The 15,690-nt window shown below is 71.5% G+C and carries 17 protein-coding genes; 13 read left to right on the forward strand and 4 right to left on the reverse strand.

Translation table 11 applies throughout. The annotated features are described in order from the left end of the window. The first annotated feature begins 5 nt into the window (after positions 1-5). The 5 genes from D8896_RS11385 to D8896_RS11405 are packed head-to-tail and all read left to right on the forward strand — an operon-like array spanning position 6 to position 3,765. Positions 6-482, forward strand: a complete 477-nt coding sequence (locus D8896_RS11385; RefSeq protein ID WP_121822224.1) for a PTS sugar transporter subunit IIA — start codon at positions 6-8, stop codon at positions 480-482. Next, positions 479-757, forward strand: coding sequence for an HPr family phosphocarrier protein (locus D8896_RS11390; protein ID WP_121822225.1), 279 nt, complete (start codon positions 479-481; stop codon positions 755-757). The genes D8896_RS11385 and D8896_RS11390 overlap by 4 nt, the downstream gene beginning before the upstream one ends. Continuing rightward, entirely contained in the window at positions 754-2,448 is a 1,695-nt protein-coding gene (ptsP, locus tag D8896_RS11395) for a phosphoenolpyruvate--protein phosphotransferase (protein WP_121822226.1), read from the forward strand. The genes D8896_RS11390 and ptsP overlap by 4 nt, the downstream gene beginning before the upstream one ends. Further along, on the forward strand, positions 2,445-2,882 hold the full coding sequence (locus tag D8896_RS11400; RefSeq protein WP_121822227.1) for a PTS fructose transporter subunit IIB: 438 nt from the start codon (positions 2,445-2,447) through the stop codon (positions 2,880-2,882). The genes ptsP and D8896_RS11400 overlap by 4 nt, the downstream gene beginning before the upstream one ends. A gap of 43 nt (positions 2,883-2,925) precedes the next feature. After that, entirely contained in the window at positions 2,926-3,765 is an 840-nt protein-coding gene (locus D8896_RS11405) for a class 1 fructose-bisphosphatase (RefSeq protein WP_121822228.1), read from the forward strand. A 93-nt stretch (positions 3,766-3,858) separates the two neighbouring features. On the opposite strand, the gene D8896_RS19410 is transcribed toward D8896_RS11405, so the two are convergent. Continuing rightward, the gene (locus D8896_RS19410; RefSeq protein WP_162991541.1) at positions 3,859-4,026 is read right to left on the reverse strand and encodes an HVO_0758 family zinc finger protein; all 168 of its coding nucleotides are present in this window, start codon (positions 4,024-4,026) and stop codon (positions 3,859-3,861) included. A gap of 156 nt (positions 4,027-4,182) precedes the next feature. Here D8896_RS19410 and D8896_RS11410 point away from each other — a divergent pair, with 156 nt between their 5' ends. The 7 genes from D8896_RS11410 (at position 4,183) to D8896_RS11440 (ending at position 12,212) form a co-directional block, all read left to right on the forward strand. Next, the gene (locus D8896_RS11410) at positions 4,183-5,325 is read left to right on the forward strand and encodes an MFS transporter (protein ID WP_121822374.1); all 1,143 of its coding nucleotides are present in this window, start codon (positions 4,183-4,185) and stop codon (positions 5,323-5,325) included. Positions 5,326-5,460: 135 nt separating this feature from the next. Next, entirely contained in the window at positions 5,461-6,567 is a 1,107-nt protein-coding gene (locus tag D8896_RS11415; protein WP_121822229.1) for a glycosyltransferase family protein, read from the forward strand. 47 nt (positions 6,568-6,614) lie between these two features. Next, positions 6,615-7,085, forward strand: a complete 471-nt coding sequence (locus D8896_RS11420; protein WP_121822230.1) for a DUF7109 family protein — start codon at positions 6,615-6,617, stop codon at positions 7,083-7,085. 30 nt (positions 7,086-7,115) lie between these two features. Further along, complete coding sequence (locus D8896_RS11425; protein WP_121822231.1) at positions 7,116-7,706, forward strand: NUDIX hydrolase; 591 nt, start codon at positions 7,116-7,118, stop codon at positions 7,704-7,706. Between the two features lie 166 nt (positions 7,707-7,872). Continuing rightward, positions 7,873-8,658 carry a DUF7388 family protein gene (locus D8896_RS11430; protein ID WP_121822232.1) on the forward strand — a complete coding sequence of 262 codons (786 nt, stop codon included), beginning with the start codon at positions 7,873-7,875 and terminating at the stop codon, positions 8,656-8,658. Between the two features lie 217 nt (positions 8,659-8,875). Further along, a complete protein-coding gene (gene katG / locus D8896_RS11435) occupies positions 8,876-11,014 on the forward strand; it encodes a catalase/peroxidase HPI (protein WP_121822233.1) in 2,139 nt (712 codons plus the stop codon). Between the two features lie 88 nt (positions 11,015-11,102). Further along, positions 11,103-12,212, forward strand: coding sequence for an NAD(P)/FAD-dependent oxidoreductase (locus tag D8896_RS11440; protein ID WP_121822234.1), 1,110 nt, complete (start codon positions 11,103-11,105; stop codon positions 12,210-12,212). Between the two features lie 21 nt (positions 12,213-12,233). Here the strand turns inward: D8896_RS11440 and D8896_RS11445 are convergent, their stop codons facing one another. The 3 genes from D8896_RS11445 to D8896_RS11450 all read right to left on the reverse strand — a co-directional run bounded on the left by D8896_RS11445 (position 12,234) and on the right by D8896_RS11450 (position 13,841). Beyond that, positions 12,234-12,662, reverse strand: a complete 429-nt coding sequence (locus tag D8896_RS11445) for an Hsp20/alpha crystallin family protein (RefSeq protein WP_121822235.1) — start codon at positions 12,660-12,662, stop codon at positions 12,234-12,236. Positions 12,663-12,702: 40 nt separating this feature from the next. Beyond that, entirely contained in the window at positions 12,703-12,861 is a 159-nt protein-coding gene (locus D8896_RS19415) for a DUF7559 family protein (protein ID WP_162991542.1), read from the reverse strand. 68 nt (positions 12,862-12,929) lie between these two features. Beyond that, the gene (locus D8896_RS11450; RefSeq protein ID WP_121822236.1) at positions 12,930-13,841 is read right to left on the reverse strand and encodes a hypothetical protein; all 912 of its coding nucleotides are present in this window, start codon (positions 13,839-13,841) and stop codon (positions 12,930-12,932) included. Between the two features lie 94 nt (positions 13,842-13,935). Here D8896_RS11450 and D8896_RS11455 point away from each other — a divergent pair, with 94 nt between their 5' ends. Beyond that, the gene (locus D8896_RS11455; protein ID WP_121822237.1) at positions 13,936-15,669 is read left to right on the forward strand and encodes a radical SAM protein; all 1,734 of its coding nucleotides are present in this window, start codon (positions 13,936-13,938) and stop codon (positions 15,667-15,669) included. Positions 15,670-15,690 lie beyond the last annotated feature (21 nt).

Here is a 15,690-nt window from a genome sequence, read left to right on the forward strand (position 1 = left end):
AAACAATGACGGTCACAATCGATCAGAGCGACGTGGACGAGCTGATCCCGACCGACCACGTCTCGCTCTCGGAGCCGCCGGCCGGGAAGGAGGCCACCATCGAGTACCTGCTCGACCTGCTCGTCGATGCGGGCCGCGTCGACGACCGCGACGCCGCGCTCACGGCGCTGCTCGCCCGCGAGGAGGAGACCACCACGGGCGTCGGCAAGGGGATCGGCATCCCCCACGCCAAGACCGACGCCGTCTCGCGCCCCTCGGTCGCGTTCGTCCGCTCCGAGGACGGCGTCGACTTCGGGTCGATGGACGGGGAGCCGGCGACGCTGCTGTTCATGATCCTCGTGCCCGAGTCCGGCGCGGAGGACCACCTCTCGATCCTCAGTTCGCTCTCGCGGGCGCTGATGCACGACGAGGTCCGCGAGGACCTCCACGCCGCCGAGGACGCCGAGGCGGTGCGCGACACGCTGAAGGAGGCCGTCGCATGAGCACGGAGCGGACGGTCACGGTCGTCCCCGAGGACGGGCTGCACGCCCGGCCCGCCGCGGCGTTCGTCGAGGCGGCGAACGAGCACGACGCCGACGTGGAAGTCGGCACGCCCGACGGCGACCTCGTCGCCGCCGGCAGCATGATCGCAGTCACCAGCCTCGGCGTGGCCGAGGGCGACGACGTGCGCCTCGTCGCGGACGGCGACGATGCCGACGCCGCCCTCGACGCGCTGGCGGCCATCCTTACCACGCCGGAGGACGAACTAGACGCATGAGCACCGAGCGACAGGTCCTCTCCGGAACGGGCGCGACGCCGCGTGCCGGCGTCGGGACCGTCGTCTGGTACGACCCGGAGACGGAACTGCCCGACCTGCCGGCCGACGGCGTCGACGAGGCGGCCGAGCGCGAGCGGTTCGAGGCCGCCCGCGAGACTGCGGAGGCCGAACTCGAACGCGAGCGCGAGCGCACCGCCGAGCGCGTCGGCGAGGCGGAGGCGGCCGTCTTCGACGCGCACGTCCAGTTCGTCAACGACCCGACCATCGCCGACGCCGTCGAGGCGGCTATCGACGACGGCCTCCCCGCCCCGAACGCCGTCCACGAGGCGTTCGCCGACCACATCGAGCAGTTCGAGGGAATGGACGGCCGCATGGCCGAGCGCGCGGACGACCTGCGGGACGTGCGCGACCGACTCGTCCGGATCCTCACGGACGGCGACCGCGTCGACCTCGCGGCGCTCCCGGAGGGGGCCGTCGTGCTCGCCGAGCGGTTGACGCCGAGCGACACGGCACAGTTGAATCCCGAGCGCGTCGCCGGGTTCGCGACGGCGACGGGCGGCCGCACGTCCCACGCGGCCATCTTCGCGCGCTCGCTGGCGCTGCCGGCCGTCGTCGGCGTCGGCGACGCGCTGCTGGACGTGCCCGACGACGCCGACGTGCTGGTCGACGGGGACGCGGGCGAACTCGTCGTCAACCCGACCGACGAGGAGCGCGAGGCGGCGCGCACCGAGGAGACCGCCGAGGTGCGTCCCGACCCCATCTCGACCGCCGACGGGAAAGCGATCGAGGTCGCCGCGAACGTCGGCCAGCACGCGGAGGTCGAACCAGCGGTCGAGCGCGGCGCGGACGGGATCGGGCTCTACCGCACCGAGTTCCTCTTCCTCGACCGCGAGTCGCCGCCGGACGAGGACGAGCAGTTCGAGACGATCGTCGAGGCGCTGGACGCGTTTCCCGAGGGCCGGGTCGTCGTCCGCACGCTCGACGTGGGCGGCGACAAGGGGGTGCCGTATCTGGACCTGCCCGAGGAGGAGAACCCGTTCCTCGGCGAGCGCGGCATCCGCCGCTCGCTCGGGCCGGACGCGGACCTGTTCGAGACGCAACTCCGCGCGCTCCTCCGGGCCGCCGCCGCGGGCGACGGTGACCTGGCCGTGATGTTCCCCCTGGTCGCGACCGTCGAGGAGCTGGCGGCCGCGCTGGAGCGCGTCGACGAGGTAGCCGCCGACCTGGAGGCCGAGGGCGTCGACTACGCCCGACCGGAACTGGGCGTGATGATCGAGACGCCGAGCGCGGCCTTCGTCGCCGACGAGTTCGCCGAGCGGGTCGACTTCCTCTCGATCGGGACGAACGACCTCGCGCAGTACGTGATGGCGGCCGCCCGGGAGAACGACCGCGTGGCCGACCTGCACGACCCCCTCCATCCGGGCGTCCTGCGCGCCATCCACCACACCGTGCAGGCCGGCCACGAGGGCGACGCCTGGGTCGGTATGTGCGGCGAGATGGCCGGCGACCCCGAGGTGACGGAACTGCTCGTCGGGCTCGGGCTGGACGAACTGAGCATGAGCGCCGTCACCATCCCCGACGTGAAGGCGAACGTGGAGACGACAGACACCGACGCGGCCGCGGACCTGGCGGCTGACGCCCGTGCGGCCGACACGAGAACTAAGGTACTCGACCGTATTCATCGATCATGAACATCGTAGCAGTCACGTCCTGTCCGACAGGTATCGCACACAGCCAGATGGCCGCGGAGAACCTGGAGCAGACCGCCGAGGAACTGGGCCACGACATCCGCGTCGAGATACAGGGCGCGATGGGGGCCGAAGACGAACTGACCGCCCAGGAGATCGCAGATGCCGGCGCCGTTATCATCGCGGCCGACACCTCGGTCAGCCGCGACCGCTTCGAGGAGAAACCGGTCGTCAAGGGGACGGTCAAAGACGCCGTCAACGACGCCCGGTCGCTGATCGAGCAGGCCGTCGACGCCGCCGACGCCGGCGAGACGGGCGCTGTCGAGGCCGAGACCGGAACGGCCGACGCGGGGGCCGACGCCGGCGACGAGCAGGTCCGCCGCGGCGGCGACCGCTCGAAGAGCCTCGTCGCCCGGCTGAAGCGGCTGTTCTCCTGATCCCGCCGAATGCTGGCGGGCGACCGCCGGCCCCTCTCCCACCATGACACCCACCGACTGGCTCCTCGATGCCGTCGCTGCAACGACCGACGCCGTCAGGGACGGACTCCACCGACACCGCACGAAGATCGATACCGAGAACCCGACCGGCGACACGCAGGTCGCCGCCGACGACTGGGTGGACGAGCGCTATCGCGAGGCGTTCGCCGACCGCCCCGAGGTCGGCGCGTACGCAAGCGAGGAGCGCCAGAACGTGCTCGACGTGGGGTCCGGGTACGGCGTCACGGTCGACCCGCTCGACGGCTCGACGAACCTGCTGTCGAACTCCGTCACCGGCACCGTCGTCGGCGTGTACGACGCGCCGCTCCCGGCCGGCGGACGTGACCTCGTGGCCGCCGCGCTCGTGCTCTACGGCTCGTACACCACCGTTACGGTGGCCGACGCGGACGCCGTCACCCGGCACGTCGTCGCCGACGGCGAGGTGGTCGATTCGGATCCGGTCTCGATCCCCGACGACTCGGGCATCTACGGCTGGTCGGGCGGCCGCGCGGAGGTCGACCCGTCCCTGCGTGACGCGCTGGACGAGGTCGGCGAGACCCACAAGGTCAGGTACAGCGGCGCGATGGTCGCCGACGTGGGGCAGTTGCTCGCCCACGGCGGCGTCCTCGCCTACCCGTCGCTCGGGTCGCAGCCGGACGGCGTGCTCCGCCTGCAGTACGAGTCCAACCCCGTGGCGTACATCGTCAAGCGGGCCGGCGGCGCGTCGTCGGCCGGGTCGGGGTCGGTCCTCGACGTGGAGCCGACGGGCCTGCACCAGCGCGTGCCGACCTTCCTTGGCACGCCCGAACTGGTCGAACGGATGGCGGCGGTGACGGGAGAGTGAGCGCCGACCCGGTCCGGGACGGAGAGCCGAGGTTTCACGAAACTGGTCGTCACCGGCGACGCCACCACGGAGAAACGGACCGCCCGACGCGGCTCACAGCTCCTTCCACTCGCCCCCGCAGTCGGGACACTCCCGCACCGTCCACACCTCGGCCGGGTCGTTCCGGCTCTTGAGCGTCTGCTCGCAGTCGGCGCAGGTGAGCCGTTCGTACGTGTCCTTGAACAGCTCGCCGTCGCGTAGCGCCTTTCGGACGGATCTCATGGGTGGACGTATGTGACTGCGTGTCAAAAAACCACCCCTGACTTTCGATTCGAAAGGCTTGAACCGGGGTTGTGCGTACTGGTTCACGTGTCAGGAAGCGACGGGACCGGTCGGACGTTCGCTGGGCGCGGTCGGCTGTTCGGCTCGCTGTGTGCGATGGTGTTTCTCGTCAACCTCGCCCGCGTCGTGTTCGCGCCGCTCGTCGAGCCGCTGCGAGCGGCGTTCGGGCTCTCCGGCGCGACGGTCGGCCTGGTGGCGACGATGGCGTGGGCCGGGAGCGCGCTGCCGCGCCTCCCGACGGGCTACCTGCTGACGCGGGTGCCCCGCCACGCCGTGGTGCTCGGGTCGGGCTGCCTGCTGACGGCCGCGGCGGCGCTGACGGCCGTCGCGAACTCGTTCGTCGTGCTCGCGGGCGGGGCGTTCCTCATGGGCGTCACCAGCGGCGCGTACTTCGTCGCCGCGAACCCGCTCGTCAGCGAACTGTTCCCCGACCGCGTCGGCCGCGCCATCGGCGTCCACGGGATGGCGAGCCAGCTCGCCGCGGTCGTCGCGCCGCTCGGGGTCAGCGGCGTCCTGCTGGTGTCGGACTGGCGGACGGTGCTGTGGATCGTCAGCGGCGTCGCCGCCGTGACGACGCTCGGCTTCTTCCTCGTCGCGCGCCGGGCCGAGATGCCGGACGCCGGGGCGAAGGACCGCGCGATCAAGGCCGCGTTCCTCCGCCAATGGCCGATCATCGTCACCGGCGTCGCGATCATCGGCGCGACGGGCTTCGTCTGGAACGGCGTGTTCAACTTCTACGTGACGTACCTCGTGGAGACGAAGTCGTTCGGCGAGCCCGCGGCGCGGAACATGCTGACCCTCGTGTTCGCGGCCGGCGTCCCGGCGTTCGTCGTGACCGGCCGGATCGCGGACCGCGTTCCGCACGTGCCGCTCATGCTGACTATCCTCGGCGGGTTCATCGCGTGTCTGCTGGCGCTGACCGCCGTCGAGACGCTCTGGCCCGTCGTCGCGGTGACGGTCGTGCTGGGCTACGTCGTCCACAGCCTCTTTCCGGCGCTGGACACGTACCTCCTCGACTCGCTCCCCGACGAGAACCGCGCCAGCGCCTACTCGCTGTACAGCGCGAGCATGATGGTCGTTCAGGCGAGCGGGAGCGTTGCCATCGGCACGATCACCGACGCCGGCGTCGGGTTCGACGCGCTGTACCGCGGCTTCGCCGTCGGGCTGGTCGCTATCCTGGTCGTCCTCGTCTCGCTGTACGCGTTCGACAGGCTGCCGAGCGAGGCGGTCACGGCCTGATCGTGGTTGCTCCCGCCACGTACCGATGTCTGCCGGTACCGGTGCTGGCGAGCACCGGGACGCAGTGAGAGCAACTCCCAGACGACGCGACCGCGAGTCGCCGCCGTTTTCATCGTGTAGACCAAGCCGTGTCTGATGGAGTACGTTCAGGAGCGGATCACGACGCTCCACGCGTTCGACGACCCGACGCCGGCGGCCCCGACCGACCGGAGCGCGGTCGTCGTCCCGATGACCGACCGGGAGCACGCCGGACTGGCCGCCGAGCACGTCCTGACGACGCTCGCCGAGGTCGACCCCGCCCGGGTCGTCGTCCCTCTCCGTGCGCCCGCCGACCGCGTCCCGGCGTTCGTGGAGTGGCTCGACACCTTCGACGCGCCGACCGAACTGCTGTGGTGCAACGCGCCCGGCGTCGAGGCGGTGCTCGACGACGCCGGCCTCGACGACGGCTTCGGCAAGGGCCGGGACGTGTGGCTGGCGCTCGGCGTCGCGAGCGAAACCGCCGACTACGTCGCGGTCCACGACGCCGACGCGACGACGTACTCTGCGAGCCACGTCCCGCGCCTGCTCGCGCCGCTCGCCGACGGCCACGCGTTCTCGAAGGGGTACTACGCCCGCGTGGAGAACGGCCGGCTGTACGGCCGGCTGTTCCGGCTGTTCTACGCGCCGCTGGTGCGCGCGCTCGCCGACGCCCACGACGTGCCGGTGCTCGACTACCTCGCCGCGTTCCGCTACGCGCTCGCCGGCGAGTTCGCCATGACCGCCGACCTCGCGCGGGACCTCCGCGCCCAGCGCGCCTGGGGGCTGGAGGTCGGCACGCTCGGCGACGCGTTCGAACACGCCGGCTTCGCCGGCACCGCACAGGTCGACCTGGGTCGCCACGAGCACGACCACCGTTCTGTTTCGGGTCCGACGGGGCTTGCCGACATGGCCCGACAGGTCGGCGCGGCGCTGTTCCGGGTCGTCGAGGCGGGCGGCGTCTCCCCCGACTACGGGACGCTGCCCGAACGCTACCGCGACGCCGCCGGGGCGCTCGTCCGCCAGTACGCCGCCGACGCGTCGTTCAACGGCCTCGACTACGACCCGGCGGCCGAGCGCGAGCAGGTGGCGGCGTACGCCGACGCGGTCGAGGAACCGGGCGCGGACGACCGCCTGCCCGCGTGGTCCGAGACGGCGATCGCGCCCGAGACGGTCGCCGGCGCCTCCGCCGAGGCGATCGAGCGCGTGACCGGCGGGGGCCGCTGACCGGCGCTCCCGGAAGCCTCATTCGGGGGGCCGCGCATGGGGACGGTATGGATACCGACGACGAGGCCGCCGCGCCGACCCACGACGAACTCGCGGGGGTCGTCGACCTGTTCGGCGCGCTGACCCGCGAGGAACTCCGGACGGCGCTGTCCGAACTGGCCTACCGCCGCGGCGACGAGTTCGACGCAGACGACGCCGACGACGCGATCGATTCGGGCGTCGAGGCGTACGCGCTCGTCGAGCACGACGGCCTGCTGGTCGCCGGTCCGACGGCGTTCCCGACGCTCCCGCCGAACGCCGAGGACCTCCCCCACATCATGGACGTCGACGAGCGGAGCGTCGACCGCGCGGCGCTCGGCGAGGCGGTCCGCGAGCGCGTGGCGGCGGACGCCGACGCGGCGCTGGCCGGCGACGACGAGGAGCGGATCGCGGCCCTGCTCGACGTCTGCTACGACGTGGAGGCGTGGGCCCCGGTGTCGCTCGACGGGACGCGGGCACGTCTGGACCGGCGACTCTAAGGGGAGTCGGGCCCGAACCCCTATCAGGAGATGCAACTGGACCTGGCCCGCGTCGCCGAGCACGCCCCGCGGCGGGTGACCGGCGAGAAGTACGACGCCGCCGTGCTCATCCCGGTCGTCGAGCGGGACGGCGAGGCACACCTCCTCTTCACGAAGCGGGCCGAACACCTGGGCGAGCATCCCGGGCAGATGAGCTTCCCGGGGGGCGGGCGCGAACCCGAGGACGACGGGCTGCGGGCGACCGCGCTCCGCGAGGCCGACGAGGAGATCGGTCTCCGGGCCGACGAGACCGAGGTCATGGGGCAGATAGACGACATCCGGACGATCACCGAGTACTCGGTGACGCCCTTCGTCGCCCGCGTCCCCGACCGCGAGTACGTCCCGAACGACGACGAGGTTGCCGAGATCGCGGTGCTGCCGGTCGCGGCCATGCTCGACGGGGACAACTACGACCACGAGCGCCGCGACCACCCCCACTACGGCGAGGTCGTGATCCACTACTTCCGGGTGGACGGCTACACCGTCTGGGGGGCGACCGGCCGCATCGTCGTCGACTTCTTCGAGCTGACGACCGACTGGCGCGCGCCCGAGCGGATCGACCCCGATTCGCGGGCCGACTGAGCGCCGGTGGATGTGTCCAGAAGCGGCGCGACGCGGCTCCGCGGAGCTTCGCCCCGAACGATACCCTTTTGCGCGTCGCTCTCCCAGTACGGTCCACATGGTCGCACAGACGATGGATCGCGTTCCGCGCGGACGATAGTTCTCCCTGCATGAGAGGTGACCGCCGATGCTGACCAGCGCCGAGACCGCCCTTGCCGGCCTCGACGCAGTCGCGCTGAAACCGTCGGAGTGTCGCGTCGAGCGAGCGGCGGAGCTGCCGGTCGACACCGTCGCCGTCGACTACGAGGGCCGGGACCACCTCCCGGACGCCGAGACGCTCGCGGCGCTGGCCGCGGACCGCGAGGTGCTCGTCACCACGCCGGTCCGGGCCGACGGGTTCGACCCGCTCGGCGACGACTCGCTCTCCGACGGCCTCCCCGACGGCGTCCGGCGCGTCCTCGTCGCGGGCCACCCCGCCTACCTGAGCGAGGCGGAGGCGGCCCGCGCCGTCGCGCCGCGCCTCGGCGAGGCCGTCGAGCGCTTCCCGGACGCCTGGGTCGGCACCGAGGGCGTCGAGCGCATCGCGCTGGCGGCGGGCGGCACCCAGTACGAACTGCTCTCCCGAACGACCGAACGTGACCTGCGCGCCCTGCGCGACGCCGGGCTCGCCGAGGAGGTGGCGGTGTACGCGCCGACCGTGCTCACCGACGACGAGGACGCCGTCCTCGACGCGGTCGGCGACTACGCCGCGCGCCGCAAGCCGGTGGCGCGGGCGCTCCCCGACGGCGCACCGACCGACAGCGCCGCCACGGGCCGCGCCCGCGAGGTGCTGTCGAAGGCCGTCCGGGACTACGCGCTGGTCGGCTCCCGCGAGACAGTCCGCGAGCGCGTCGCCGACCTGAAGGACGCCGGCGCGACGACCGTCGTCGGCTACCCCGCCCGCGGCGTCGACGCGTTCGCCGGCGGCGCGTAGCCCGGCACTCGCCGTCCGACCCGACTGGCTTGCAGCGGTGCGTCCGTCCCGGGGACTGGTACAACGCGGACGGTCCCGGAGAACTGGCCGACCCGTGGTGGACCCGGTGACGGATCGTCTCCCGAGGGGTTCACAAACCCAATAAAACGCTTTCCGTGGCACGAAGACTTCATTATGAATAGACAATCTTAACAGGCGATAGAACAACTATCCGATGATGCAACGATCTACCCAGGACTGGTGGCCGAACCAGTTGAACTTGGACATTCTCGACCAGAACGCGGGAACCGTCGGCCCCATGGACGAGGGCTACGACTACGCCGAGGAGTTCGAGGAGCTCGACCTCGACGCGGTGAAAGAGGACATCGAGGCGGTCATGACGACCACACAGGACTGGTGGCCGGCCGACTACGGCCACTACGGGCCGCTGTTCATCCGGATGGCGTGGCACAGCGCCGGGACGTACCGAACAGCCGACGGTCGCGGCGGCGCGGCCGGCGGCCGACAGCGCTTCGCGCCCCTGAACAGCTGGCCGGACAACGCGAACCTCGACAAGGCGCGCCGCCTGCTCGAACCAGTCAAGCAGAAGTACGGCCGGAAGCTCTCGTGGTCGGACCTGATCGTGCTCGCCGGGAACGTCGCCATCGAGTCGATGGGGTTCCGGACGTTCGGCTTCGCGGGCGGCCGCGAGGACGACTACCGCCCCGACGACTCCGTCGACTGGGGGCCGGAGGACGAGATGGACACCCAGGAGCGCTTCGACGAGGCCGGCGAGATCCAGGAGGGACTCGGCGCGTCCGTCATGGGGCTCATCTACGTCAACCCCGAGGGGCCGGACGGGAACCCCGACCCCGAGCTGTCGGCGGAGAACATCCGGCAGACGTTCAGCCGGATGGCGATGAACGACAAGGAGACCGCGGCGCTCATCGCCGGCGGCCACACCTTCGGGAAGGTCCACGGCGCGGACGACCCCGACGAGAACCTCGGTCCCGAGCCGGAGGCCGCCCCCATCGAACAGCAGGGCCTCGGCTGGGAGAACGAACACGGCACCGGCAAGGGCGGCGACACGATCACCAGCGGCATCGAGGGCCCCTGGACGCAGTCACCGACCGAGTGGGACACGGGCTACCTCGACAACCTCCTCGACTACGAGTGGGCCGCACAGAAGGGCCCCGGCGGTGCGTGGCAGTGGGTCCCGGTCGACGAGGACCTGCAGGACTCCGCGCCCGACGCCCACGACGACGAGGAGTCGGTGACGCCGATGATGCTCACGACGGACATCGCGCTGAAGCGCGACCCCGACTACCGCGAGATCATCGAGGAGTTCCAGGAGAACCCGATGGAGTTCGGGATGAACTTCGCGAAGGCGTGGTACAAGCTCACGCACCGTGACATGGGCCCGCCGGAGCGGTTCCTCGGCCCCGAGGTGCCCGACGAGGAGATGATCTGGCAGGACCCCCTGCCGGACGCCGACTACGACACGATCGACGAGGCCGACGCCGAGGAGCTCAAGGCGGAACTGCGTGACTCGGACCTGACCGTCCAGCAGCTCGTCAAGACCGCGTGGGCGTCGGCGTCGACGTACCGCGACAGCGACAAGCGCGGCGGCGCGAACGGCGCGCGCCTCCGCCTCGAACCCCAGAAGAGCTGGGCCGTCAACGAACCCGAGGAGCTGACCCACGCCCTCCAGACCCTCGAAGGGATCCAGGAGGAGTTCAACGCCTCGCAGGGAGACGACACGCGCGTCTCGCTCGCCGACCTCATCGTCCTCGGCGGTGCCGCGGGCGTCGAGCAGGCCGCGGCCGACGCGGGCTACGACGTCGAGGTCCCGTTCGAGCCGGGCCGCGTCGACGCCGCCGCGGAGCAGACCGACGAGGAGTCCTTCGAGGCGCTGAAGCCGAAGGTCGACGGGTTCCGGAACTACATCGGCGACGACCTCACCCGGCAGCCCGAGGAACTGCTCGTGGACAGGGCCGACCTCCTGAACCTGACGGCCAGCGAGATGACCGTGCTGGCCGGCGGCCTGCGCGCGCTGGGCGCGACCCACGGCGACGCCGAGCCCGCCTTCGTCGAGGAGCCGGGGACGCTCACCAACGAGTTCTTCGTGAACCTGACCGACATGGGCTACGAGTGGGAGGAGTCCGCGGACGGCGAGTACGCGTACGAGGTGCGCGACCGCGATACCGGCGAGGTCGCGTGGGACGCCACCCGCCTCGACCTCGTGTTCGGGTCGAACGCACGGCTCCGCGCCATCGCGGACGTGTACGCGGCCGCCGACGGCGAGGAGCAGTTCGTGCAGGACTTCGCCGACGCGTGGCACAAGGTCATGACGCTCGACCGCTTCGATCTGGAGTAAACTGAGCGCAGCGACCCGGTTTTTTCTGCCGCGATTTCCGCGCGACGACGGCGCTACGTCCAAGTACCTGCCGGCCGCACCGTCACGCATGACACACGTTGCAGTCGTGGGCGGCGGCGCGGTCGGCGCGACGGCCGCGTACGACCTGGCCGAGCGGGGCGCGGACGTGACGCTGTTCGAGCGCGGCGAGATAGCGAGCGGCAGCACCGGCCGCGCCGCGGGCATCGTGTACGACGCCTTCGCCGAGGACGTGGACGCCCGCGTGGCCGACCGCGCGGTCGAGCGGTTCCGCGAGTTCTCCGGCGAGGGCGACTTCGCGTTCCGCGAGACGCCGTACGTCTGGCTCGCCCGCGAGGGCGACGAGAAGCGTGCGAGCGCTATCCGCGAGCAGGTGCCCCGGATGCGGGACCACGGCCGGGACGTCTCCCTGCTGGACGCCGACGAACTGGCGGCGGAGTGGTCCGCGCTCCGGACCGACGACGTGGCGGTCGCCGCGGTCGCGCGGGACGCGGGGCGGGTGTATCCCGAGACGTACCCCCCGCTGCTCGCGTCGAAGGCCGAGGCCGCCGGTGCGAGCGTCGAGCCGAACGCCGTCGCGAGCGTGACGACCGATCCGGTGGGCGTCGCGGTCGACGGCGAGGACCGCGCGTTCGACGCGGTGCTCGTCGCCGCCGGCGCGCACACGAAGCGGCTGCTCGCCGAGGCCGGCGTTTCGGTCGCGCTGAAGCCGTACCGCGTGCAGGCGCTGACGACCGCCGACGGCCCGGACGTGCCGCTGACCTACGACGCGACGGGCGGGTTCTACCTCCGGCCGTACGGCGACGGCCTGCTCGCCGGCGACGGGACGGAGGAGTTCGAGAGCGACCCGGACGACTGGGCGCGCGACGCCGACGACGCGTTCGTCGAAGCGACCCGCGAGGGGATCGCCGCCCGGACGGGCGACGACGTGGACGTGACGGAGGCGTGGGCCGGCCTCTGCTGTGCGACGCCGGACCGCGACCCCCTGCTGGGCGAGGTCCGGGACGGCCTGTTCGTCGCCTGCGGGTTCCAGGGCCACGGGTTCATGCGCGCCCCGGCGCTGGCCGAGGCGGTCGCGGAGCAGGTGCTCGGCGGCGAGGGGGTCCCGGCGTTCGACCCGACGCGCTTCACCGGCGACGAGGAGTTCGAAATCGTCGAGGGGATGACCGTCGAGGAGTAAGGCGGCCGCCTCAGGCGAGGATCAGGCGTCGTCCGGGTCGACGGTCGTCTCGACCGCCGCGGAGCCGTCGTCGGACTCGGCTTTCGGGAGGTGGACGTGGAGTTCGCCCGTGTCGGTCAGCGTCGCCGTCGCGCTCTCGGCGTCGACGTTCACGCCGTCAGGAAGCTTCGCCCGGCCGTCGAGCGAGAGTCCGCGCCCGGGGAACAGCATCTCGAACCCCTCGTGGTAGTCGCGGAACCGGTCGACGCGGACCAGCACCGCGCCATCGGCGAAGCGCACCTGCACGTCGCTCCCCGTCGCCCCCGGCGCGTCGAACACGACGAGGACGGCGTCGTCGCTCTCCAGTACGTCCGCGGCGAGTGACCGCGATTCCTGCAGGCGACTGGTCGCCCGGCCGACCTGCTTGACCACGGTGTCGGTCACCGACTTGCCGATCTCTCGTAGGGTCATTGACCGATCCTACGTCGTCCAGCCGCCTAAATCCTGCGCGCTACAGTTCGATGAGTTCGAGCCCCTCGGTCTCCGCACAGTACGGGCAGACGAGGTCGTCCAAGCCGAGGTCCTCGGGCACGTCGTACGTGTAGTGGTTCTCGAACATGTCCAGCTCGCAGTCGTCGTTGGTACACTTGATCTCCTCGGTCTTCGGCATACCCGTCCGTTCGCGTGCGACGGAAAAGGGGCTTACGGAGGGCGAAACCCGGCCGAACCCGGCTGTCGTCAGCCCTCACCGAAGGGCAGTTCCATGAGCTCGAACAGCCGGCCGTCGAACGCCAGGGCGTCGGTCGGCGCGCGCCCCTCGGCCCACGCCAGGTTGTCTTGCTCACCCGAACCGATGTCGGTGAGGCCGTCGACGGCCTCGGCGAGCGCCCGGACCGCGTCGCCGTCGCGGTCGGTCCGGAGTTCGGTCCGCGTCACCCGCGTCTCCGCGCCGCCGATATCGTAGCCCACACCCCAGCCGGTCCACTCGCCGGCGTCGGCGTTGCGGGTCAGCGCGAACGTGGCCGCCTCGTCGAAGCCCGTGCGGGCGACCAGCGACTCCGAGCCGGCGACGGAGTCGACGAGCGTCTCGTCGGTCCGCAACAGCGATCGGAAGTCGTCGGCGTCGACGGCGCTCGCGGAGACCACTGTCCCCGCCCGGGAGGCACCGTGCCTGTCGTCGCCGTAGTGGCGGACGGAGAAGTCACCGACCGACTCCTCGCCGGTCGGGTCCCGGTCCGTGTTCGTGTAGACGTCGGCGTTCGCGGCGGCCGTCTCCGCGTCGAAGCGCCCGCCGCAGGCGAACAGCGACGGGCCCTCGAACAGCGGCGAGGCGGCGAGGACGGACCACTCCGTTTCATCGGGCGGCAGCGTCGCGTCGAACCGAAGACCGGGCACCTCCGGGGAGAGTTCGCCGGCGAGGTGGTCGCTCGCGGCAGTCAGCCGGGCGGGCGACTGGAACGTCGCCGTCATCGAGGTCTGGTCCTCGTAGTCCGTCGGGTCGTAGAGCCATCGCCGGGCCGGGGAGGGGTCGGCTCCGTCGTCGGTCGTCAATCCTGAGGAGTCGCCGCCGAGGACGCTGCTACAGCCCGCGAGGGCGGCGACCGCCCCGGCACCGGCGAGTCGGAGGGTGTCGCGTCGCGTTGAGGGCATCGGTCGTGGGAACCGTCGCGAGCGAGTAAAATCCGCCGACTGCACTGCCCGCCGCATCGCACCCGTTTTACCCGTCGAGCGTGTACGCCGGCGTATGACCGACCCCGCGAACCTGGACGTGACGCTCGTCGACGGCTACGTCGACGAGCCGGCCCACTTCGGGGTCCCGCCGTACGTCTCGACGTACCCGCGGTACACGGCGGGCGCGCTCGTCGACGCCGGCGTGCCGCCCGAGCGGATTACGTACCACACCATCGACGAACTGCGCGACGACCGCAACCGCTGGCGCGACGTGGCCGACGCCGACCTGTTCGTCTACATCGGCGGGATGACCGTCCCCGGCAAGTACGTCGGCGGCACCCCCGCCGAACCGGACGAGGTGCGCGAACTCGCCTGGACCGCCGACGGCGTCTCGATGATGGGCGGCCCCGTCCGCTTCGGCGTCGGCGAGGCGAACGAGGGCGCGAGCGAGACGGCCCGGGACGACCTGGACTTCGACTTCCTGGCGATGGCCGACGTGGAGGCGGCGGCCCACGACATCGTCGACAACGGGCTGGAGGGGTTCGAGGACCGATACCGCGGCGTCCCCGAGGAGACGCGCTGGGCGCGGAAAGGGGCCTTCGTCGTCGAACAGCATCCCAACCACCCGGACTACCTCATCGCCGAACTGGAGACCTCGCGGGGCTGTCCGTACCGCTGTTCGTTCTGCACGGAGCCGATGTACGGCGACCCGGACTTCCGGCCGCCCGAGTCCGTCGTGGACGAGGTGGACGCCCTCTCGGACCGCGGCGTCGAGCACTTCCGGCTCGGCCGGCAGGCCGACATCCTCGCCTACGGCGGCGACGGCGAGAAGCCCAACCCCGACGCCCTCCGTGACCTGTACGGCGGCATCCGCGAGGTCGCTCCCGACCTGGAGACGCTCCACCTCGACAACATGAACCCCATCACCGTCGTCGAGTGGCCGGACCTGGCCCGCGAGGGGATCCGCGTCATCGCCGAGCACAACACGCCCGGCGACACCGCCGCGTTCGGCCTGGAGTCGGCCGACCCCGTCGTTCAGGAGGAGAACAACCTGAACGTCACCGCCGAGGAGTGCTTCGAGGCCGTCCGGATCGTCAACGAGGAGGCCGGCTGGCGGCCGGGCGAAGGGGACGACGGCGAACGACCCCGCGGCCCCTCCACCGGCGACGACGCACCGAACCGCCTCCCGAAGCTCCTGCCCGGCATCAACCTGCTCCACGGGCTGAAGGGCGAACGCGAGGAGACGTTCGAGCACAACAAGCGGTTCCTCCGGCGCGTGTACGACGAGGGGCTGATGCTCCGCCGGGTGAACATCCGGCAGGTGATGGCCTTCGAGGGCACCGACATGGCCGAGACCGGTGCGGATCTGGCGAAGGATCACAAGCAGCTGTTCCAGCAGTACAAGGAGGAGGTCCGGGAGACGGTCGACAACCCGATGCTCCAGCGCGTCGCGCCGCCGGGCACCGTCCTGCCGGACGTGCATCTGGAGTACCACCAGGACGGCAAGACGTTCGGCCGCCAGCTCGGCACCTACCCCCTGCTCGTCGGCATCCCCGGCGAGCGCGAACTCGGCCGGACGATCGACGTGGCCGTCGTCGACCACGGCTACCGCTCGGTGACGGGCGTTCCCCACCCGCTGGACGTGAACAGCGCAACGATGGACGAACTCCGCGCGCTGCCGGGCGTCGGTCGCTCCAGCGCGGGCGACATCGTCGTCGACCGCCCGTACGACTCGCCCGCGGAGGTCGATATCGATGCGGACCTCGGCGCGTTCGCGACGGCCCGGCCGCCGGGAAGCGCGGACTGACCGCGTCCGGCCCCGTCCCGC

This window comes from Halostella salina, from assembly GCF_003675855.1.
Taxonomy (GTDB): domain Archaea; phylum Halobacteriota; class Halobacteria; order Halobacteriales; family Natronoarchaeaceae; genus Halostella; species Halostella salina.

Coding starts and splice junctions, on each gene's coding strand:
- D8896_RS11385 (WP_121822224.1), top strand. CDS start 6: ATGACGGTCACAATCGATCAGAGCGACGTGGACGAGCTGATCCCGACC.
- D8896_RS11390 (WP_121822225.1), top strand. CDS start 479: ATGAGCACGGAGCGGACGGTCACGGTCGTCCCCGAGGACGGGCTGCAC.
- ptsP (WP_121822226.1), top strand. CDS start 754: ATGAGCACCGAGCGACAGGTCCTCTCCGGAACGGGCGCGACGCCGCGT.
- D8896_RS11400 (WP_121822227.1), top strand. CDS start 2,445: ATGAACATCGTAGCAGTCACGTCCTGTCCGACAGGTATCGCACACAGC.
- D8896_RS11405 (WP_121822228.1), top strand. CDS start 2,926: ATGACACCCACCGACTGGCTCCTCGATGCCGTCGCTGCAACGACCGAC.
- D8896_RS19410 (WP_162991541.1), bottom strand. CDS start 4,026: ATGAGATCCGTCCGAAAGGCGCTACGCGACGGCGAGCTGTTCAAGGAC.
- D8896_RS11410 (WP_121822374.1), top strand. CDS start 4,183: ATGGTGTTTCTCGTCAACCTCGCCCGCGTCGTGTTCGCGCCGCTCGTC.
- D8896_RS11415 (WP_121822229.1), top strand. CDS start 5,461: ATGGAGTACGTTCAGGAGCGGATCACGACGCTCCACGCGTTCGACGAC.
- D8896_RS11420 (WP_121822230.1), top strand. CDS start 6,615: ATGGATACCGACGACGAGGCCGCCGCGCCGACCCACGACGAACTCGCG.
- D8896_RS11425 (WP_121822231.1), top strand. CDS start 7,116: ATGCAACTGGACCTGGCCCGCGTCGCCGAGCACGCCCCGCGGCGGGTG.
- D8896_RS11430 (WP_121822232.1), top strand. CDS start 7,873: ATGCTGACCAGCGCCGAGACCGCCCTTGCCGGCCTCGACGCAGTCGCG.
- katG (WP_121822233.1), top strand. CDS start 8,876: ATGCAACGATCTACCCAGGACTGGTGGCCGAACCAGTTGAACTTGGAC.
- D8896_RS11440 (WP_121822234.1), top strand. CDS start 11,103: ATGACACACGTTGCAGTCGTGGGCGGCGGCGCGGTCGGCGCGACGGCC.
- D8896_RS11445 (WP_121822235.1), bottom strand. CDS start 12,662: ATGACCCTACGAGAGATCGGCAAGTCGGTGACCGACACCGTGGTCAAG.
- D8896_RS19415 (WP_162991542.1), bottom strand. CDS start 12,861: ATGCCGAAGACCGAGGAGATCAAGTGTACCAACGACGACTGCGAGCTG.
- D8896_RS11450 (WP_121822236.1), bottom strand. CDS start 13,841: ATGCCCTCAACGCGACGCGACACCCTCCGACTCGCCGGTGCCGGGGCG.
- D8896_RS11455 (WP_121822237.1), top strand. CDS start 13,936: ATGACCGACCCCGCGAACCTGGACGTGACGCTCGTCGACGGCTACGTC.